The 18,392-nt window shown below is 71.5% G+C and carries 19 protein-coding genes and 1 pseudogene; 9 read left to right on the top strand and 11 right to left on the bottom strand.

Features of this window, described 5'->3' with window-relative positions:
- Window positions 1-196: 196 nt before the first annotated feature.
- Window positions 197-574, bottom strand: coding sequence for an ArsR/SmtB family transcription factor (locus ACQP2P_RS21200; protein WP_433618460.1), 378 nt, complete (start codon window positions 572-574; stop codon window positions 197-199).
- A gap of 76 nt (window positions 575-650) precedes the next feature.
- On the opposite strand from ACQP2P_RS21200, the gene ACQP2P_RS21195 reads away from it, so the two are divergent.
- The 5 genes from ACQP2P_RS21195 to ACQP2P_RS21175 all read left to right on the top strand — a co-directional run bounded on the left by ACQP2P_RS21195 (window position 651) and on the right by ACQP2P_RS21175 (window position 4,608).
- Window positions 651-875, top strand: a complete 225-nt coding sequence (locus ACQP2P_RS21195; protein ID WP_433618458.1) for a hypothetical protein — start codon at window positions 651-653, stop codon at window positions 873-875.
- A gap of 131 nt (window positions 876-1,006) precedes the next feature.
- Window positions 1,007-1,339, top strand: coding sequence for an ArsR/SmtB family transcription factor (locus ACQP2P_RS21190; RefSeq protein WP_433618456.1), 333 nt, complete (start codon window positions 1,007-1,009; stop codon window positions 1,337-1,339).
- Window positions 1,336-1,860 (top strand): N-acetyltransferase family protein, encoded by a 525-nt coding sequence (locus ACQP2P_RS21185; RefSeq protein WP_433618454.1) that lies wholly within the window; start codon window positions 1,336-1,338, stop codon window positions 1,858-1,860. Before ACQP2P_RS21190 ends, ACQP2P_RS21185 begins: the two co-directional genes overlap by 4 nt.
- A gap of 76 nt (window positions 1,861-1,936) precedes the next feature.
- A complete protein-coding gene (locus ACQP2P_RS21180; protein WP_433618452.1) occupies window positions 1,937-3,355 on the top strand; it encodes an FAD-dependent oxidoreductase in 1,419 nt (472 codons plus the stop codon).
- An 11-nt stretch (window positions 3,356-3,366) separates the two neighbouring features.
- Window positions 3,367-4,608 carry an MFS transporter gene (locus ACQP2P_RS21175; protein WP_433618450.1) on the top strand — a complete coding sequence of 414 codons (1,242 nt, stop codon included), beginning with the start codon at window positions 3,367-3,369 and terminating at the stop codon, window positions 4,606-4,608.
- Window positions 4,609-4,826: 218 nt separating this feature from the next.
- Here ACQP2P_RS21175 and ACQP2P_RS21170 read toward each other — a convergent pair whose 3' ends face one another.
- Window positions 4,827-5,342, bottom strand: a complete 516-nt coding sequence (locus ACQP2P_RS21170; RefSeq protein WP_433618449.1) for a hypothetical protein — start codon at window positions 5,340-5,342, stop codon at window positions 4,827-4,829.
- Window positions 5,343-5,692: 350 nt separating this feature from the next.
- Between ACQP2P_RS21170 and ACQP2P_RS21165 the strand changes: the two genes are divergently transcribed.
- Complete coding sequence (locus tag ACQP2P_RS21165) at window positions 5,693-6,430, top strand: SDR family oxidoreductase (protein ID WP_433618447.1); 738 nt, start codon at window positions 5,693-5,695, stop codon at window positions 6,428-6,430.
- On the opposite strand, the pseudogene ACQP2P_RS21160 reads toward ACQP2P_RS21165, so the two are convergent.
- Both ACQP2P_RS21160 and ACQP2P_RS21155 read right to left on the bottom strand, forming a co-directional pair.
- Window positions 6,422-6,652, bottom strand: a pseudogene (locus ACQP2P_RS21160) (MerR family transcriptional regulator); the annotation flags it as partial. The gene ACQP2P_RS21165 and the pseudogene ACQP2P_RS21160 sit on opposite strands and share 9 nt — an antisense overlap.
- A 28-nt stretch (window positions 6,653-6,680) precedes the next feature.
- Entirely contained in the window at window positions 6,681-7,364 is a 684-nt protein-coding gene (locus ACQP2P_RS21155; protein WP_433618446.1) for an SDR family NAD(P)-dependent oxidoreductase, read from the bottom strand.
- Here ACQP2P_RS21155 and ACQP2P_RS21150 point away from each other — a divergent pair.
- The gene (locus tag ACQP2P_RS21150) at window positions 7,345-8,310 is read left to right on the top strand and encodes a helix-turn-helix domain-containing protein (protein WP_433618444.1); all 966 of its coding nucleotides are present in this window, start codon (window positions 7,345-7,347) and stop codon (window positions 8,308-8,310) included. The genes ACQP2P_RS21155 and ACQP2P_RS21150 overlap by 20 nt on opposite strands.
- Window positions 8,311-8,344: 34 nt before the next feature.
- Here ACQP2P_RS21150 and ACQP2P_RS21145 read toward each other — a convergent pair whose 3' ends face one another.
- The gene (locus ACQP2P_RS21145) at window positions 8,345-9,343 is read right to left on the bottom strand and encodes an NADP-dependent oxidoreductase (protein WP_433618443.1); all 999 of its coding nucleotides are present in this window, start codon (window positions 9,341-9,343) and stop codon (window positions 8,345-8,347) included.
- A 122-nt stretch (window positions 9,344-9,465) separates the two neighbouring features.
- On the opposite strand from ACQP2P_RS21145, the gene ACQP2P_RS21140 reads away from it, so the two are divergent.
- Window positions 9,466-10,386, top strand: a complete 921-nt coding sequence (locus tag ACQP2P_RS21140) for a LysR family transcriptional regulator (protein WP_433618441.1) — start codon at window positions 9,466-9,468, stop codon at window positions 10,384-10,386.
- 83 nt (window positions 10,387-10,469) lie between these two features.
- Here ACQP2P_RS21140 and ACQP2P_RS21135 read toward each other — a convergent pair whose 3' ends face one another.
- From ACQP2P_RS21135 to ACQP2P_RS21110, 6 genes are all read right to left on the bottom strand, one after another.
- Window positions 10,470-10,715 carry a non-oxidative hydroxyarylic acid decarboxylases subunit D gene (locus ACQP2P_RS21135; protein ID WP_433618439.1) on the bottom strand — a complete coding sequence of 82 codons (246 nt, stop codon included), beginning with the start codon at window positions 10,713-10,715 and terminating at the stop codon, window positions 10,470-10,472.
- Window positions 10,712-12,130 carry a non-oxidative hydroxyarylic acid decarboxylases subunit C gene (locus ACQP2P_RS21130; protein ID WP_433618437.1) on the bottom strand — a complete coding sequence of 473 codons (1,419 nt, stop codon included), beginning with the start codon at window positions 12,128-12,130 and terminating at the stop codon, window positions 10,712-10,714. The genes ACQP2P_RS21135 and ACQP2P_RS21130 overlap by 4 nt, the downstream gene beginning before the upstream one ends.
- A gap of 46 nt (window positions 12,131-12,176) precedes the next feature.
- Window positions 12,177-12,755, bottom strand: a complete 579-nt coding sequence (locus ACQP2P_RS21125) for a UbiX family flavin prenyltransferase (protein WP_433618435.1) — start codon at window positions 12,753-12,755, stop codon at window positions 12,177-12,179.
- A 30-nt stretch (window positions 12,756-12,785) separates the two neighbouring features.
- Window positions 12,786-13,430: a UbiX family flavin prenyltransferase gene (locus tag ACQP2P_RS21120; protein WP_433618433.1), complete on the bottom strand. Its 645-nt coding sequence runs from the start codon at window positions 13,428-13,430 to the stop codon at window positions 12,786-12,788.
- A gap of 262 nt (window positions 13,431-13,692) precedes the next feature.
- A complete protein-coding gene (locus tag ACQP2P_RS21115; RefSeq protein WP_433618431.1) occupies window positions 13,693-15,408 on the bottom strand; it encodes an RICIN domain-containing protein in 1,716 nt (571 codons plus the stop codon).
- Between the two features lie 549 nt (window positions 15,409-15,957).
- The gene (locus ACQP2P_RS21110; protein ID WP_433618429.1) at window positions 15,958-16,980 is read right to left on the bottom strand and encodes a LacI family DNA-binding transcriptional regulator; all 1,023 of its coding nucleotides are present in this window, start codon (window positions 16,978-16,980) and stop codon (window positions 15,958-15,960) included.
- A 221-nt stretch (window positions 16,981-17,201) separates the two neighbouring features.
- Here ACQP2P_RS21110 and ACQP2P_RS21105 point away from each other — a divergent pair, with 221 nt between their 5' ends.
- Complete coding sequence (locus tag ACQP2P_RS21105) at window positions 17,202-18,392, top strand: sugar ABC transporter substrate-binding protein (protein WP_433618427.1); 1,191 nt, start codon at window positions 17,202-17,204, stop codon at window positions 18,390-18,392.

Below are 18,392 nucleotides of genomic sequence, written 5' to 3'. Positions count from 1 at the left end.
GATCCCGGATGCCGGACGGGTGTTCGTCGGAACGCTGGCGGCGCACGTCGCGGCTGGGCTCACCTGCGTGGTCTCCGCGACGATCGCGTGTGTGGCGCGCAAGCGGCCGAGGACGCATCCGCCCCTTCGACCGCACCGCGACCAGGCCGTCTGCAGGCCCGCAACCGGTGGTCGGCGATCTGCCGGGCGGGCACGGCTACCCGCGGACGGAGCCGTCGACCGTGAGCAGGCCGGCGAGCTGGCGCAGCACACCCGCGCGGGCCCGGTAGTACACCCACGTTCCGCGCCGGTCCGAGTCCACAAGGCCCGCCTCGCGCAGGGTCTTGAGGTGGTGGGAGATCGTCGGCCCCGACAGCTCGAACGCCGGAGTCAGGTCGCACACGCAGATCTCCCCGTCCGGGGCTGACGCGATCATCGACATGAGCTGCAGCCGCACCGGGTCACCGAGCGCCTTGAACGCCGGCGCGAGCACGGCGGCGGTCTCGGCCGGGATGCGGTGCTGGGCGATCGGCGGGCAGCACGGCTCGGCCGCATGCAGATCCGCGAGCGTGACCACCGCCGCTTGTTTTGACATGCCTCTAGGTTGACAGATCTCGAAACAGCATGCAACCGTTGTTTAGACGGACGTCGAGACAACCTCGGTGGCCGGGATGAGCAAGCACGTCACGTTCCGCATCCACCGCACCGACACGCACACCTTCACGATCTGGAAGGACACCACGACCATGAGCGCGAGCACCACCACGCCGGCCACCGCGACCGGCGGGTTCACGGGCGACCCAGCCTCCGCGCTGAGCGTCGCCGGCACGAGCGGCTGTTGCGGCAGCGCGGCGAAGGCCGACGCCGTCGCCAGCAGCCAGGGCTGCTGCGGATGAACACCCCGGACCGCGTCGAGACCGGCACGCTGACCGCGGTCGCGCGGCCTGTCGCGGCGACCGGGTTGCTCCTGGCCGCCGACCCGGCTAGCGTTTCATCGTAGATCGGCGATACACGATGAAGTTGGTGGATGGTGTCGGAACTCCTGGATCGGGCGACGGCGGAGACGTACGCGTCGTGGTTCCGCGCGCTCGCCGACCCGTCGCGGGTGCAGATCGTGGAGTACCTGGCGCGGCAGGGCCGGCCGATGAGCGTCGGCGAGCTCGTCGCCGCGGTGGGGCTGGCGCAGTCGACGGTGTCGCAGCACCTGAAGATCCTCACCGAGGTCCGGTTCGTCCTCGTCGAACCGGTCGGGACCGCGCGGCACTACCGGATCAACGAGGCATGCATCGCCTGCTTCCCGTCCGCCGCCGACGTCGTCATGGGCCGCCCGGCCCCGGCACCGACCGGAGGGTGCGGATGACCACGACACCGACCCGCGCGGCCGTGCTCGTGCGGCCGATGACCGCAGCGGACGCCGACGCCGTGCTGGCCGTCTACCAGGCCGGGATGGACAGCGGCAACGCCAGCTTCGAAGACACCGCCCCGGACTGGGCCACGTTCGACGCCGGGAAGCTGCCCGCGCACCGCCTGGTCGCCGTCGACGACGCCGGCACGGTGCTCGGCTGGGTCGCCGTCTCCCGCGTCTCCGCGCGGCCGGTCTACGCCGGCGTCGTCGAGCACTCCGTCTACGTCGCCCCCGCCGCACAGGGCCGTGGGGTCGGGCGGGCTTTGCTCGAGGCGCTCATCGCCTCGACCGAGGCCGCCGGGATCTGGACCATCCAGTCAGGCGTGTTCCCCGAGAACACCGCGAGCCTCGCCCTGCACCACGCCGCCGGGTTCCGCACCCTCGGCGTCCGGCAACGCATCGGCCGCCACGCCAGCCAGGGCAACCGGTGGCGCGACGTCGTCTTCATCGAACGCCGCAGCCCGCACATCCACTAGCACCACCCCATCCGCGACGTGGGCTCCGTCCGCGCTTCTGATTCGACATTCTTCAAGACAAGATGGGAGCTCCGATATGACCAGCCAGCTCGACGGCCTGCCCGTCGTCGTCATCGGTGCCGGCCCGGTCGGCCTGGCCGCCGCCGCGCACCTCGCCGAGCGCGGGATCGCGTTCACCGTCCTCGAGGCCGGCGAACGGCCCGCCGCCGCCGTCCTCCAGTGGGGCCATGTGCGGCTGTTCTCGCCGTGGCGGTACAACATCGACGCCGCCGCCCGCCGCCTCCTGGCCGACGCCGGCTGGGTCGAGCGCGACCCGCAGGTCCTGCCGACCGGGGCCCAGCTCGCCGCCGACTACCTGCAGCCCCTCGCGGAGGTGCCGGCGCTGAAGCCGCACGTGCGCTACGGCGCCCGGGTCCGGGCGATCACCCGGCTCGGCGTGGACCGGCTGCGCACCGCCGGCCGCGACACCGCCCCGTTCCTGGTCCGCCTCGACGGCGGCGAGGACGTCCTGGCCCGGGCCGTGATCGACGCGTCCGGCACGTGGACGACGCCGAACGTCCTCGGCGCCTCCGGCATCCCCGCGCACGGCGAGGACGCGGTCGCCGGGTTCGTCGAGGCGGCCCTGCCCGACGTGCTCGGCACGGACCGGGACCGGTTCGCCGGGCGGCGCACCCTGGTCGTCGGGGCCGGCCATTCGGCGGCGAACACCCTGCTGTTTCTCGCGGAGCTCGCCGTCGAGGTGCCCGGCACCTCGGTGGTGTGGGCGATCCGCTCGGCCGGAGCCGCCCGGACCTACGGCGGCGAGACCGCCGACGCGCTCCCGGCCCGCGGCGCGATCGGCACCCGGCTGCGCGAGCACGTCCAGGCCGGCACCGTCGAGCTCGTCACCGGCTTCGCCGTCCAGTCGCTGACCGCGACCGCGGACGGCCAGGTCACCGCCTCCGACGGCACCCGCGAGATCACCGCCGAGCGGATCGTCGCCGCGACCGGGTTCCGGCCCGACCACACCATCGCCGCCGAGCTGCGCCTGGACCTCGACCCCATCCTCGGCGCCACCCGCGCCCTCGCGCCACTGATCGACCCGAACGAGCACTCCTGCGGCACCGTCCCGCCGCACGGCGTCGACGAGCTCGCCCACCCGGAGCCGGGCTACTACGCGGTCGGCGTGAAGTCCTACGGGCGGGCGCCGACGTTCCTGCTCGCCACCGGCTACGAGCAGGCCCGCTCCGTCGTCGCGGCCCTCGCCGGGGACTGGGCCGCCGCCCGCGACGTCCGGCTGGACCTGCCCGAGACCGGCGTGTGCAGCAGCGACGTCCCCCTCGACGCCGACACGATCACCGGCGGCGGCTGCTGCGGGCCGGCGCCGGTCGCCGCACCGGTCGGCCGGGGCCTGGCCACCGGGGTCAGCGGCGGCCTCCTCGCGGCGCCGCTGACCCTGCTGCCGGTCGGCGGCTCGGGCGGCGAACAGCAGCCCGGCGACGCCTGCTGCGGCTGACCACGCCCGGCATGCACACCACCACGCCGGCGGCCACGGCCAGGACAGGTCGCGGCCGCCGGTCGGCCTTCCACGGCTGGCGGATCGTCGCCGCGTTCGCCGTCACCCAGACCGCCGGGTACGGCTGCCTCTACTACCCCTTCGCCGTCCTGCTCCACCCGGTGGCCGCGGACCTGCACACCAGCCCGGCCGCGGTCACCGGCGCACTCACCACCGCGGTCCTCGCCTGGGCCGCCGCCGCCATCCCCGTCGGGCGATGGCTGGACCGCCACGGCGGCCGCGGCCTGATGACCGCAAGCTCCCTCGCCGGGGCGCTGCTGCTCGTGGCCTGGTCCCGGGTCGAGACGGTCTGGCAGCTCTACGCCGTGTTCGCCGCGCTCGGCGTCGCCATGGCCATGGCCCTCTACGACGCGGCAACCGCGGTGATCGTCTCCTGGTTCGACACCGAACAGCGGCCGAAGGCCATCCTGGCGATGATCGTCGTCGCCGGGTTCGCCTCCACCATCTTCATGCCCCTCACCGGCCTGCTCGAGCACCGCTACGGCTGGCGGACCACGCTGCTCATCCTGGCCGCGGTGTACGCGGCGCTCGCCGTGCCGCTGCACGCCACCGTCGTGCGTGCGCCGGCCACCCGCCACGGCAGCGCACCACCGACGACCGCGGCCGAACGGGCCGCCGCGGTGCGCCGGGCCCGCCGGGACGCCCGGTTCTGGTGCCTGGCCGTCGCGTTCGTCGCGCACGGCGCCGCGATGAGCGTCATGACGGTCCACCTGGTCGGGTTCCTGGTCAGCCGCGGTCACCCGGCCACGTTCGCCGCCACCGTGGCCGGGCTGCTCGGCGTGCTGTCCGTGACCGGCCGGCTGGCGCTGACCGGCGCCCGCCGCCGCTGGCCGCTGACCCGGGTCGTCGCCGCCGTGTTCACCCTCCAGGCCCTCGCCGCCGCCGCCCTGCCGCTCGTATCGGGCACCCGGGGCGGCGCGATCGCCGGCGTCGTCGCCTTCGGCGCCGGGTTCGGCGTGTCCTCCCTGGCCGCGCCGGCACTGCTCGCCGACCGGTACGGCACCACCGGCTACGCCACCATCGCCGGCACCCTCAACACCCCGGTCACCCTGGCCAAGGCCACCGCACCGCTCGCCGCCGCCGGCCTCACCGCCGTCGCCGGCTACCAGGGCACGCTCTTGACCGTCGGCGGCGCCTGCGCCCTCGCCGCGATCGGCATCATCGCCCGCGCCACGAGGCCCGCCCCGACCTGACCCGGCGTACTCAGGCCGGCCGGGCACCGCCGCGCGCTGCGCGAGCTCCACCGCGATCCGCGTCGCCGAGTTCGTGCCACCGACCACCACCCGCCTGGTCGGCCGGTGTGCGCGCGAAGCTCGGCCGGGCCGGCGACGATCGGGCCGACCCCCACGGCGACGAGCTGGTCACGCTCCTGCCCGCCGGGCGGGTGACCTGGAGCCGCGGCCGGTACCGCTCAGTAGAGCTCCTCCAGGTAGACGTGGCAGCGGACCGACGCCGTGTTCACCGCGTTGGCCCGCACGCCGTTGCACTGCTCCGACACCGACTGCCCGGGCGCGATGTAGACGACGATCGGTGTGGGCGTGCAGTAGTTGACGGAGATGCAGCTCATGTCCTGCCAGCCGAGCACGGCCCCGTTCGCGGCGCGCCGCGTCAGACGCGAGTTGAGCGTCACCTGGTGGCCCAGGCTGTTGTACGTGCCGATCCACCCCTCGCCGGTCATCCGGCAGCTGCGCGTCCAGGTCGGGCAGTAGCCGCGGGCCGTGCAGCCGTCGATGAAGTAGCCCCACGCGCCGTACTGGCCGAGGACGCCGGTCCGGTACGGCGTGGTGCAGCCGATGGTCTCCGTGTTCTGCCCGAAGTAGTGCCACTGGGCCGCGCCGGCGTCGTCAGCGGCGGCCGGCGACGAACCGGCGGTCAGCAGCGTCACGGTGGCGAGCACGGACAGGACGGCCGTCAGGAACTTTCGCATGCTGCACCTCGATCGGATCGGGCGTTGAACGGTCCGCTCAGCGTCTCAAGCCGTCCGCTCCCGGTCGGTACGAAACGGTGCAGTGCCCGATTCATGACAGACGCGAGCGTGACCTCAGTAGCGGCTCTACATCGCCTCCGCGGCCTGCGCCGGGTCCGGGCACCGGCTCGCGCTCGCAGCAGCACCCGCAGCCGCCGCGGCGGCCGGTCGACCCAGCCGGTCAACAGGTCGCCGGCCCGCGCCGCCCAGCGGTCGCCGGCCGGCAGCTCCCCCGCGGCGCCTATGCCCGCATCCTGCCGCACCGGCGTACGCTCGCCGCATCGGCCTGGTGTCGGCACGGGGGTGTTGGGATGAAGGTGCTGGTGACCGGCGGGACGAGCGGGCTCGGCCACGCCATGGCCGCCGCGCTCGCCGAGGCAGGCTCGGCGGTCGCGCTGACCGGCCGGTCCGGCGAGCGCGCCCGCTCGGTCGCGGCCGGCCTGCCAGGAGCGATCGGTATCGAGCTGGACGTGCGGGACGAGGCGTCGGTGGCCGCCGCTGTCGACGAGGCGTGGTCGCGGCTGGGCGGCGTCGACATGCTGGTGAACAACGCCGGCATCGGGATGCGCACGGTCAACCCGCGGTTCATGACCGACCCGCAGGGATTCTGGGAGGTGCCGCCCGAGAGCTTTCGCGCGGTGGTCGAGACGAACCTGACCGGGTACTTCCTGGTCGCGCGCGAGGTGACGCCGCGCATGCTCGCCGCCGGCGGCGGGCGCATCGTCAACATCTCGCTGAACGAGTCCACCATGCGCCGGGCCGGGTTCGCACCCTACGGGCCGTCGCGCGCCGGCAGCGAGGCGCTGTCCCGCGTCATGGCCGCCGACCTGCGCGGAACGGGCGTCACCGTCAACGTGCTGCTGCCGGGCGGGGCGACCGCCACGGGCATGCTGCCGCCCGGCTCCGTCCCCGAGGGCCTGACGGTGCTCGACCCGGCAATCATGGGGCCGCCCATCGTCTGGCTCGCCTCCGACGAGGCCGCCGGCGTGCACGACGAGCGCATCGTCGCAACCGAGTTCGAGCACTGGCTCCAGAGCCGGCTACGGTGACGCCGCGCCCTCCAGGGCCCGCAGGCACTCGTCGAGCCGCCCGGCGGCGGTGAACATCGCCCGGGCCCGGGCGGCGTGCCGCTGCCGCCACGCCCGCAGAGGCTCGGCGAGCGGCTCGGGCCCGCCGGCGCCGCGGAACTGCCGGACCACGCCGGCGATGTGGCCGAGCAGGTAGCCGCCGCGCCGCAGCAGGTGTGCCAGGTCGGCGTCGCGCACGTCGTCGAGGGTCTCCCGGGCGCGCACAATGCTCTCACCACGGGACGGCTCCGGCGCGGTCCAGCCAGGTCCCGGTCGGACCGTCGGACGTCAGCTGGGCCATGCGGACGATGATCTCCGCGCCTTCCTCGACGGTCTGGACACCGCGGTGGCCGTTGAAGTCCGTGGCGGTGAAGCCGGGGTCGACGCAGTTGATCCGTATCGCGGGGAATGCCTTGGCGTATTGGACGGTCAGCATGTTCAGGGCCGCTTTGGCTGAGCTGTAGGCGAGCATCTGGTAGCGGCTGGCGATCGAGGTGGGGTCGGTGGCCAGGGTCATCGATCCGAGGCCGCTGGTCACGTTCACGATCACCGGATGCGCCGACTGCTGCAGCAGCGGCAGGAAGGCGCGGGTCACGCGGACGACGCCGAAGACGTTCGGTTCGTAGACCGTACGCATCAGATCGGCGGTGACGTCGATCGGCGCTGCGAGGCCGCCCGATATGCCGGCGTTGTTGACCAGCACGTCGAGTTCACCGACGGTGGCCGCCGCAGCCGCGACCGAATCGTCGTCGGTGATGTCGAGCGGCAGGAACCGGCCGCCGAGCCCGTCGGCGGCCGTACGGCCGCGCTCGGGGTCGCGGGCGCCGATCCACACCTGGTGTCCGGCTGCGATGAGCTGCCGGGCCGTCTCGTAGCCGAGGCCCTTGTTCGCCCCGGTGATCAAGGTCGTGGTCATGCCCCCAGCATGTGCGACATGCGGCGGCGATGAGAGGTACTGCTGGTACCAGCGTCGGTGGTCCTGGTGGCGGCACACTGGGAGCATGGCAGCCGATTTCGCAAGCGCCGTACGTACCTGGCGTGAGCGGCTCACCCCGGACGAGGTCGGCCTGCCGGTCGGGCCCCGCCGCCGCACGCCTGGGCTGCGCCGCAGCGAGCTGGCCCTGCTGGCCGGGGTCTCCGTCGACTATCTCGTGCAGCTGGAGCAGGGCCGGGCGACCGCGCCCTCGCCCCAGGTCGTCGAGGCCCTTGCCCGTGCACTACGGCTGAACACCACCGAACGCGACCATGTTTTCCGTCTGGCCGGGCTGCTGCCGCCTGGCCCGGGGGTCGTCTCGCGACACATCACCCCCGGCGTGCATCGCCTGATCGACCGTCTCCGCGACGTGCCGGTGAGCGTGTGGGACGCGTCCTGGACCATGCTGCTCGGCAACCCGCTCTGGCTGGCGCTGGTCGGGCCACCGGGGCACGGACGGCACCGGAACCTGCCGTGGCGGCATTTCGTGCTTGGCGTGAGCCGGTCGCGGCATCAGCCGGACGAGCTCAACCAGTTCGAGACCGCACTGGTCAGTGACCTGCGGGTGGCCGCCGCCGAGCATCCGGCAGACCACCAGTTGCGCGACTTGATCGCCGCGCTGAGGGCCCGTAGCGCGCGGTTTGCCGAGCTGTGGGACGCCGGCGTGCTCAGCCACCACCCGTCGGGACGCAAGATCGTCGTGCACCCGTCCGTCGGTGCGATCGCCCTCGACTGCGACGTGCTCACCGTGCCCGGCGCCGGTGATCTGCGCATCGTCGCCTACACCGCCGAGCCGGGCAGCGAAGCGGCCGGCAAACTGCAGCTGCTCACCGTCGTCGGCATCTCGACAGCAGTCACTGACCCGACGCCTGACGGAACTGTCGTGTGACGGCTCCGAGGAGAGCATGACGCGTTCGCCCGCATCAGGAGACCACCGTTAGCACGATCTTGCCTTGGATGTGGCCCTGGGCGGCTCGCGTGTGTGCGCTGACCGCTTCGTGCAGCGGGTAGGTGCTGTCCACTGCGACCTGGAGCTTTCCCTCGTCGAACAGGCGCCCGATCTGTGCGAGTTGGGGGCCGTTGGAGCGCACCTGGATGTTCGAGACGGTGATGCCCAGACGTGCCGTCTCCTCCGGGTCGTACTGGGCGAAGAACACCGGGAGCATGGTGCCTCCGCGCCTGAGCACGGTCAGGAAGCGGGAGCTGTCCGGGCCGCCGACGGTGTCGATGACCAGGTCGACGCCGCTGACCACGTCCGCGGCCCGCGTCGTGGTGTAGTCGATGAACTCGTCGGCGCCGAGCTTGCGCAGGAACCGCTCATGCCGGCCCGAGGCTACCGCGATGACGTCCGCCCCCTTCCATTTCGCCAGCTGCACCGCGAAGTGGCCCACCCCGCCGGCGGCCCCGTTGACCAGCACGGTCATCCCCGGCGTGATCGGCGTCGGCTGGTGCACCTGGCCGGTGAAGGGAGACGGCACGTCGTGGCCGAGGTCGACCAGGTACTGCCAGGCCGTGAGCACGGCCATCGGCGCCCCGGCCGCCTGCACGTGGTCGAGACCGGCGGGCTTGTGGGCCAGGTCGGAGGCCGGTGCGGCCACGTACTGCGCGTATGTCCGTCCGTCGAATCCGGGGAACCGCAGCATGCCGAAGACCTCGTCACCGACGGCGAAGCCCAGCACGTCCGCAGCGACCGCCCGGACCACGCCGGACATGTCCGTTCCGGGGACGAGGGGCAACTTCAGCGCGGGCCTCATCTCGGCCGGCATGACCTTCATCCCCTCACGCAGGTACCAGTCCGGCGGGTTGATGCCCGCCGCGTGCACCTGGACGAGCACCTCGCCTGGGCCGATCTCGGGAAACGGCACCTCGTCGTACTGCAGCACTTCCGGGCCGCCCACTTCGTGGAACTGGATCGCCTTCATCGCGCCTGTCACTTTCTCGGGGAGACGTTGCTCCTGCAGTCAAAGCCCGGGACGGCACGGCCGTCCAAGACCGGTTCGGCAACCTGCTCATTCCGAAACGGCATGACGCGTAGCCTGCAAGGGTGAACGACCCCGGACAGGACCTGGAACTGCGGCTGGTGCGCTACTTCACCGTGGTGGCGGCGCACCAGCACTTCGGCCGGGCGGCCGCCGACTTGCACGTGGCCCAGCCGGCGCTGAGCCGTCAGATCCAACGGCTCGAGAAATATCTCGGCACACGACTGCTGGACCGCACCCCTCGGGGCGCCCGGCTCACTCCGGCCGGCCAGACGTTCCTTCCCCGGGCCCGCTCCCTGCTGCAGGCCGCCCGTCAGGCCGAACTGGCCGTGCGCGCACAAGCCCAGACCGAACGAATCGCGATCGGCTACGTCGAAGACCTGGTGATCACTGCCGCCGTGCGGGAACTGCGCCGCCGTTACCCCGACGCCGAGATCAACACCCGGCATCTGCACTGCCGCGACGTCGGGGCACTGTCCGACCAGCGCGTCGACGCCCTGATCGCGCGGGCCCCGCTGCCGCTCGTCGCCGACGACGTCGTCACCACCCCGCTGTACGAGGAGTCCCGGGTGCTCGTGGTCCCGCGCGGTCATCGCCTGGCCGATCGCGCGTCGGTGACCGCGGAAGAACTGGCCGGCGAAGAGGCGGCGCACTGCGCGTTCGAGACCGCGGACTGGACGTCCTACCGAATCCTCGGCACCGACGTGCCGCCGGCCGGAAGCTACGAGGACAAGCTCGAACTCGTCGCGAGCGGGAGGGCGATTGCCGTGCTACCAGTCGGCGACCGGCGCAGCTCGCTGCGTCCCGACCTCGTCACCGTCCCGATCGAAGGCGCTCCCCCCAGCCAGGTCGTCCTGGTCAGCCGCAACGGGGACCCGAATCCGATGATCAGGAAACTCCGGCTGGCGGCCCGGGTTCTGGTGACCACACCCGCGGCCCGAGGGATCAGCCCCGCAGAGGCGAGCACGACCGCCGGCCGCGGTTGACTGACGTGCAGGACCCGCTCCGTGGACCGCGGCGTTGAGCGTCCGGACGTCTCTCGAGACGTCCGGATTCTGAAGGTGCCGGGTCAGGCCCGGCGGGCGGGGATCGACGGCACCACGGGCATCTTCGGGATGTCGGCGGGGTCGATCTTGAAGGCGGCCGGGTATGTCGCCGGATCGGTGGCGTACCCGGGCTCCGTGGAGCGCCAACTGTAGAAGCAGACCCCGCACAGGTACATGGACCAGTGGCCCGGTACGGGAGATTCGGTCAGCAGGCTGACCTCGTGGGTGTCGCAGCGGGGACAGGTGTCCGGAATCGTTGGCGTACTCACCTCAGTAGCTCCTTGATGCGCTGCTCCCAGGCTTCGGTCCCGGCGGGCACGTCGACCTCCTGCGAGAAGTGGCCACGCTGCTCGGGCGCGATGGGCGTGGTCGCGTCGATGACGAGTTTGTGGGTGATGCCCGCCGGTTCGGAGCTGGGGTCCAGTGGCAGGATCGACAGATCCGGGATGGAGACGACGTCGTGGGCGGGGTGGACCTTCACCGACAGTGCCCACATCACCTGGGCGAGGTTGAACGGGTCGACGGTCTCGTCCACGACGATGATCACCTTGCAGTAGCCGAGGCCGTGCGGGGTGGTCATCGCCCTCATCCCGACCGCCTTGGCGAAGCCGCCGTAGCGGGGCCGCAGCGAGACGATGCCGAGCAGGCCCTGGGTGTACATCGCGTTGACCGCGACGACCTCCGGGAAGTCGTTCTTGAGCTGCTGGTACAGCGGCACGCTGGTGTTGAGCGCCAGCGTGTAGTCCATCTCCGTCCACGGCCGTCCCAGGTACAGGTGCTCGAAGATCGGATCGGTCCGGTGTGAGACGCGATGGATGGCGATGACGGGCTGGCGGCGACCGCCGGAGTAGTAGCCCGTGAACTCGCCGAACGGGCCCTCCACTTCGCGGCTGCCCGCGATGATCTCGCCCTCGAGGACCGCCTCGGCGCCCCACGGGACGTCCATGCCCGTCAGCGGGGCCTTGGCGATCCGGTACGGGGCGCCCCGGATCGCGCCGGCCATCTCGTACTCCGACTGGTCGTACATCAGCGGCATCCCGGCCACCGTGGTGATCACCGGCTCGTTGCCGACCGCGATCGCCACCGGCAGGTTCTCGCCGCGCTCCTCGGCCTTGCGCAGGTGCAGGCCGATGTCGTGCGTCGGCAGAGGCTGGATCCCGAGCCGGGCCTTGCCCTTGACCTGGATGCGGTAGATGCCGACGTTCTGCGCGTCGAAGTTGTCCCAGTCATCGGGGTCACGGCTGACCACCGGCGCCTTGTCGATGTAGGTGCCGGCGTCGTAGCGGTTGAGCCGGAACAGCGGCAGCAGGTGGAACAGGTCGATGTCGTCGCCTTCGATCGTGTGTTCCCGCCATGGGGCGTCCTCGCGGCGCTCGACCTCGACCGGGAAGGCGTCCCAGCGCCGGGCGAACTCGAAGAACTGCTCCTTGACCGGGGTCTCGGAGTCCAGGCCCAGCATCAGGGCGTGGTTGGGCCACGAGCCGACCACGTTGAGGACGACCCGGCCGCGCTCGTACCCGTCGAGGTTGTCGAACAGCAGCGCCGGGCCGCGGTCGGTGAGGTTGGAGACGGCCCGGGCCGCGGCCCCCAGATGGGGCTCCGGGGACAGCGGGTCGCAGAAGCGGAGAAGCTGACCGTTCTCGTCCAGGGTCGCGAGGAATTCCCGCAGGTCTTCGTAAGCCATGATCGCTGTTCCTCAATCGCCGGCGGGTGCTGGTCGCCGGCGGGTGCTAGTCGCCGGCGGGTGACCGAGCCATGCCGGTCCACCGGCGAGCGGTCGGCAGGTCCAGACCGAACTGGTCGACGACGCGGACCACGATGTGTTCGACGATGTCGTCGAGGGTCGTGGGATGGTTGTAGAACGCGGGCACCGGGGGCAGGATCGTCGCCCCGATCCGGGCCAGCGCGAGCATGTTCTCCAGGTGGATCGGCGAGAGCGGGGTCTCGCGTACCACCAGGACCAGTCGGCGGCGTTCCTTGATCGTCACGTCGGCCGCCCGCACGATCAGACCCTCGCCGTAGCCGGCGCGGATGCCCGCGGCGGCCTTCGCGCTGCACGGCACGACCACCATGCCGTCGGTCTTGAACGAGCCGCTGGAGATGGCGGCGCCCTGGTCGTCAGGTGCGTAGCTGGCCGACGCGAGCGCGGCCACCTGGGCCGCCGTGAACGACGTCTCCTCCTTGATGGTGGCCCGGGCCCAACGGCTGATCACCAGGTGGGTCTCGACCTTCATCTCGTGCAGTGCGCCCAGCAGGCGGATACCGATGATCGCGCCGGTGGCGCCGGTCATGGCAACAACGAGTCGCACGATGGGTCTCCCGTGTGCGGTACTGCGGGATCAGCGCGCCGCCGCGTGCTCGCGCCGCGCCGGCGTCCCGCTGCCGTCCCACGCGTAGCGGTCCGTGCGGGGCAGTCCCAGCATCTCCAGCAGCCGCTCGACCAGCTCTTCCTGCAGTTCGGCGAGGGTCTCGGGCACGTTGTAGTAGGTCGGGATCATCGGGTAGACGATCGCGCCGGCTTCCGTGACCGCCACCATGTTGCGCAAGTGGATCAAGTTGAGTGGTGCTTCGCGCAGGCAGAGCAGCAGCGTGCGCCGCTGCTTGAGCTGGACGTCCGCGGCCCGTTCGATCAGGTCCTCGGCCTGACCCTGCGCGACGCGTCCCAGCACGCCCGCCGCGCAGGGCAGCACCACCATCGCGTCGTTGCGGTAGCTTCCGCTCACGATCGGGGCCGTCAGGTCTTCCGGGTCGTGCACCTGAATCTTGGGCGAGCTGGCGCCGAGCGCCCGGGCCACCGACTGCGGGTCCTCGGCTGCTCCGAACTCGAAGGCCACCAGCTTCCGCCCCGCGGGCGAGACGACCAGGTGCACCTGCTCCACCCGGCCGTCGTCCTGCAGCGCCACCAGGAGCCGCTTGGCCGCGCCCGTGCCGCCCGCTCCGGTGACCGCCAGGGTCACGCGCTTCGACGCCGTACCGTCAGTCATGTCGCCCCCCTCAGTGACCGTGCATCAGATTCCATTGACCCTCGGTCGCCGGCGAGCCGCCACCTGTGCGGGGAGGGAGATACGCGCCGGCGGTCGGCGTCTCGTGCGGGCCGAGGCCATCACCGTCCTGCACCACGTCGGCAACCGCGCCGATCGCGAACACGGCGGTGGCGCCGGGTCGCCACCCTGCACCTGCGGGAAGCGACCCGGCCGTCGGCCGACGCGGTGCCCGGGGGCGCGGCAGCCCGCCCCTGGGAAGGGTTCAGGTTCGGAGGCTCCACTTCTGGTTGACGCCGTTGAGGCACTGCCAGACTTGGATTTTGGTGCCGTTGGCGGTGCCGAAGGCGCTGGCGTCGAGGCACAGCCCGGCCTGCACGCTGGTCAGGGTGCCATCGGCGTTGACGTTCCACTGCTGGTTGGTCTGGCCGTTGCAGTCCCAGATGATGACCGGGGTGCCGTTGGCGGTGCCCCGGCCGGACACGTCGAGGCACTTGTTGCCGTACACCTGCAGCTGCTTGCCCGCGGTGTAGGTGAAGCGCTGGTTGGCGCCGCCCAGGCAGTCCCACAGCTGGACCTGCGTGCCGTTGGTGGTGCTCGCGTTCGGCACGTCCGCGCACCGGCCGGACTGGGCACCCACCAGCTGCTGGCCCTGCTGACCGCTGGGCGAAGCAGGCGTTACGTAGACGGCGAAGGCGTCATGCGATGCCTGGAAGGTGATCGGAACCGTCACGGCGCCGCCGGAGACGGTCATCGTCTGGCTGAGCACCACCTGCGGTGCGTTGAGCGGCGCCTGGTCCGGGATGCGGTCGACCACGACGTTCACCTTGCCGTCGGCGGCCAGCCAGGAGTTGGCGGAGACGCCGGTGAAGGTCACGGTCGCGCTCCCGGTGTAGCCGTTGCTGTCACCGATGACGGCGACGGCCCGGCGGTTGGTGCTGTCGATGGCGGCGGAGATCGCGGTGCTCCCCACCTGACCGGAGGTGTTGACCAGCGTGCCGGTCATGTCGGCGTAGGTTCGCATGGCCCACCAGTTGCCGTTGGGGGCCCAGGCTCCGTTGGTCTGGGTGAGAATGCCGGTGAGGTTGGGCGTCATGCAGCACACCCAGTTGCCGCGCATGGCGGTGGTGTAGCCGGACTGGGCGAATCGGGCCAGGTACCAGGCGGTGACGCCGGCCGTCTGCCGGTCCGCCGGCTGGTACTCGTTCGCGGACAACGGCCTGGCCGGGATCCCGGCCGCGGAGAGCTGGCTGTTGAGCGCCTGGGACACCGTGACCGGGTCGTCGACGTCGCCCTCGTCGTGGTTGGAGATCCAGTCCGGCACGGTTCCGGCCGAGCGGACGTGGGACAGGAAGGTGCTCCACTGCGCGGGCCGGGCCTGAGGTGTGTAGGCGAACGACGGACCGACGATCTGGGCGCTCGGAGCGACGCGGCGAATCTCGCGGTAGGCGGTGTCCCACATCTGGAAGTACTGGGTGCTGTTGACGCCGGCCTTCCAGAAGACTGAGATGTCCGGTTCGTTGTCGATGTCGTAGGCGAATGACAGGCCGGTGGCCTGCAGCGCGGTGACGGTGGAGTCGATGAACGTCGCCCAGTTGGAGCAGTTGCCGTTGTCGCACGGATACACGGTGTTCGAAGGCTGACCCCCATTGAGCCCGTAGAGGTCGCTGAGCAGGACCTGGTACTGCGGGTGGTTGCCCGCCTGGTTCAGGCGCCGGGCCTGGGCGGTGATCGAGGTGATGTCCGCCTGGGTCGCGGAACCGAACTGGTAGTTGTCCTTGATCCAGCCGCCGGAGAACCATCCACCGCCGCGGAAGGCGTTGATCCGCAGCGGCTGCAGGAACTGGTCCGCGGGCAGCGTGCCGTCCTGGTTGATCCCGTAGAGGAGGCCTTCGCCAACCTGGGTGGCGGACCCTCGGCTCGAGGCCAGGTCGACGGTCAGGGCCGTGCTGGCGGCCGCCTCGCTCTGAGTGGCCAGCATCAGTGGGACCGCGGCGGTGACGGCCATTGCTGTGGCGATCGCGGCTCGGACGGCGAACCGGCCGCTTCGACTTCGGTGCTGCATTGCTGCCTCCGGTGAGGAGTCCTGATCGGTGAAAGTTTCCGTTGGTGCGGCGGGACCGGCTTGCCAGGCGGTACGGCGGCGGGTGGGGCGGCGGCCCCCATGCACCGGACGGAGCCCGCGCCCGCCCGGCCGGCAACGGGCCCGTACCCGTGTGGAGCATCCCGGGTTCTCGAATCGATTCGCGGCGGGGTTGCGAGCACGGTATGCATCGCTTTCCGCCGATGTCAACCGGCGATCGTCCCAACACCGTGGAACGCCAGTTGAGCGTGTAAATAGGGCGGGGTCCGATCACCGTCGGTTGCATCTCCGGTCAAGCCCGGGAGCCTCGAACCGGTTCGGCTCACCGGCACCTACCTGGTCAGCTGGCCCCGGACGGCCATGCGTCGCGCACCATGCGTCCGCGGACGGTGAAGGCCGCCATCCGGGTCGCTGTCGGGTCGCGCGGCCCGGCCCCGCGGATCCCGGTCAGCGGCGCCGGTTCGCCGGTGCGGGGCCGGTGCTGGCGCGCAACGAGATCGGCGGGGTGTGCAGCGTGTTGCGTGGTGGTGTTTCGGGAGCGGCGATGCGTTCGAGCAACAACCGGACCGCCTGATCGCCCATCTCCAAGGCGGGCACGTCGGCGGCGGTGAGCGGGGGGCGGAAGTCCTCGGCCCAGTGCCGGCCGGCGACGCCGGTGACAGAGAAGTCGCGTGGCACGACGCGGCCGGTGTGTTCGAGGGCGCGCTGAATGCCGGGCAGTGCCGCCTCGTTGATGGTGACGATGCCGGTGAGCTCGGCGTGGGTGTCGAGTAGCTGCCGCACGCACGCCTCAGCGCCGGCTGCGTCGTCGGGGCAGCACAGGTCCACGCCGGCCAGGCCGAGTTCGGCGACGGCGGCGGCGAACCCGGCCAGGGCGCGGTGGCCGGGCCCATAGCCGGCGGCGACCATTTCGGCCGAACGGTTGACGAAGGCCAGGTGCCGGTGGCCGAGGTCGGCCAGGTGGCGCACGCAGCGCGCGATGAGCGTGGCGAAGTCGACGTCGATCCACCAGCCGTCGTCGGCGTCGGCGGTGTGGCCGATCGTGACGAACGGCAGGCCGGCCTGGCGCAGCCGGGCGACGCGGTCGTCCTCGAGGCGGATCTCCATCAGGATGACGCCGTCGACGCGCCGGCCGGTGATGACGCGCTCGAACGAGCGGTCGTGGTCCCCGCCGGACGGCGAGAGCAGCACGTCGAGGTCGGCGCGCGCGGCGGCCTCCACGACGCTGGCGACGAAGCCGAGCTGCATGTCGGTCAGGCGCTGGCTCGCCGGTGGGATGACCAGCCCGAGGGTGCGGGTGCGGCCCTCCTTCAGCGCGCGGGCCGCGGCGTTGGGGCGGTAGTCGAGCTCCTCGATGACGGCGAGCACGCGTCGGCGGATCTCGTCGGACACGGTGCGCTTGCCGCTGATGACGTAGGACACCGTGCTGCGGGCGACGCCGGCGCGTTTGGCGATCTCGCCGATGTTCATGACCCTCCCGCGAACCGATTCCCGGTGAGCGTAGGTCGGTCGCGATCACCCTGTCAACGAGGCCTTGACCCCGCTGCACCGTCGTGCGTATCTTCCGTGGGAATCGATTCGCGAACCGATTCGCTGGGCCCAACACACCCCGTTCTCCCCGACTGCCTAAGGGGCTTCTCGTGCGTACCTCGCTGCGCGCTTCGCTGTTAGCGCTTGCACTGCTTGGCGGGTTGACCGCCTGCTCCACCTCCGGTGCCGACGCCGGGTCCGGATCCGCGGCCGGTGGCACCTACACGATCTGGGACCCGTACCCGCAGTACGACGACAGCTCCGCCTGGGTGCAGCTGCTCGGCAAGTGCGGCACCGACGCCGGCGTGACCGTCAAGCGCACCGGCTACGACACCTCCGACCTGACGAACAAGGCGCTGCTGGCCGCTCAGCAGGGCAACTCGCCGGATGTGCTGGTCGTCGACAACCCGGTCGTGAGCACGCTGGCCGAGGCGGGCGTGCTGACCACGACCGACGACAACAAGCTCGACACCGCCGCCATCGCCCCGAACCTGATCGCCGCCGGTCAGGCCGGCGGCAAGACCTACGGCATCCCGATCGGGGCGAACACCCTGGCCCTGTACTACAACAAGAAGGTCCTGCAGGCCGCCGGCGTCGACATCGCCGGGGTCACCGACTGGGCGTCGCTGACCGCGGCACTTGCCAAGGTGAAGGCGGCCGGCAAGAAGGGCATCACGTTCTCGGCCATCGGCACCGAGGAGGGCAGCTTCCAGTTCCTGCCGTGGTACTGGGGCTCCGGCGCCGACCTGCGCAAGCTCGACTCGCCGCAGGGCGTCTCGGCGCTGCAGCTGTGGACGGACTGGCTGAAGAACGCCTACGCGCCGAACTCGGTCATCAACAACACCCAGACGACGAGCTGGCAGGAGTTCGCGACCGGCGACTACGCGTTCGCCGAGAACGGCACCTGGCAGCTGGGCAACGCCAAGAAGGCCGGGTTCGACTACGGCATCATCCCCGTACCGGCGAAGGCCGGCGGCACCGCACCGGCCCCGACCGGAGGTGAGTTCGTGAGCGTGCCGGTGCAGAAGGACGCCGCGCGGTACGCCACGACGAGGAAGCTCGTGCAGTGCCTGACCAACACCGACAACTCCTACGCCACCGTGACCGCGCTGTCGTACATCGCGCCGACGACGTCGGTGCAGGACACACAGGTCGCGGCGAACCCGGACCTGAAGGTGTGGGTCGACGCGGTCAAGGCGGCCAAGGGGCGTACGAGCGACGACCTCGGCACGAAGTACCCGAAGATCTCAGAGCCGCTGTGGAAGGCCGTCCAGGCGGCGCTGAGCGGCGCGAAGTCGCCGGCCGACGCGCTGGCCGCCGCCCAGACGACCGCGGCCGCGGCCACGAAGTAA

Origin of the sequence: Dactylosporangium sp. CA-139114, from assembly GCF_050955725.1 — a bacterium.
Classification (GTDB): Bacteria; Actinomycetota; Actinomycetes; order Mycobacteriales; family Micromonosporaceae; genus Dactylosporangium.
Note: the sequence above shows the minus strand (reverse complement) of the source record. Positions and strands in the feature narration are given on the sequence as shown.

Excerpts from the sequence above, each read along its gene's own strand:
- ACQP2P_RS21130 (WP_433618437.1), bottom strand. The coding sequence starts at position 12,130 with ATGGCTTACGAAGACCTGCGGGAATTCCTCGCGACCCTGGACGAGAAC.
- ACQP2P_RS21200 (WP_433618460.1), bottom strand. The coding sequence starts at position 574 with ATGTCAAAACAAGCGGCGGTGGTCACGCTCGCGGATCTGCATGCGGCC.
- ACQP2P_RS21195 (WP_433618458.1), top strand. The coding sequence starts at position 651 with ATGAGCAAGCACGTCACGTTCCGCATCCACCGCACCGACACGCACACC.
- ACQP2P_RS21185 (WP_433618454.1), top strand. The coding sequence starts at position 1,336 with ATGACCACGACACCGACCCGCGCGGCCGTGCTCGTGCGGCCGATGACC.
- ACQP2P_RS21155 (WP_433618446.1), bottom strand. The coding sequence starts at position 7,364 with ATGACCACGACCTTGATCACCGGGGCGAACAAGGGCCTCGGCTACGAG.
- ACQP2P_RS21110 (WP_433618429.1), bottom strand. The coding sequence starts at position 16,980 with ATGAACATCGGCGAGATCGCCAAACGCGCCGGCGTCGCCCGCAGCACG.
- ACQP2P_RS21165 (WP_433618447.1), top strand. The coding sequence starts at position 5,693 with ATGAAGGTGCTGGTGACCGGCGGGACGAGCGGGCTCGGCCACGCCATG.
- ACQP2P_RS21115 (WP_433618431.1), bottom strand. The coding sequence starts at position 15,408 with ATGCTGGCCACTCAGAGCGAGGCGGCCGCCAGCACGGCCCTGACCGTC.
- ACQP2P_RS21120 (WP_433618433.1), bottom strand. The coding sequence starts at position 13,430 with ATGACTGACGGTACGGCGTCGAAGCGCGTGACCCTGGCGGTCACCGGA.
- ACQP2P_RS21170 (WP_433618449.1), bottom strand. The coding sequence starts at position 5,342 with ATGCGAAAGTTCCTGACGGCCGTCCTGTCCGTGCTCGCCACCGTGACG.
- ACQP2P_RS21190 (WP_433618456.1), top strand. The coding sequence starts at position 1,007 with ATGGTGTCGGAACTCCTGGATCGGGCGACGGCGGAGACGTACGCGTCG.
- ACQP2P_RS21175 (WP_433618450.1), top strand. The coding sequence starts at position 3,367 with ATGCACACCACCACGCCGGCGGCCACGGCCAGGACAGGTCGCGGCCGC.
- ACQP2P_RS21145 (WP_433618443.1), bottom strand. The coding sequence starts at position 9,343 with ATGAAGGCGATCCAGTTCCACGAAGTGGGCGGCCCGGAAGTGCTGCAG.
- ACQP2P_RS21180 (WP_433618452.1), top strand. The coding sequence starts at position 1,937 with ATGACCAGCCAGCTCGACGGCCTGCCCGTCGTCGTCATCGGTGCCGGC.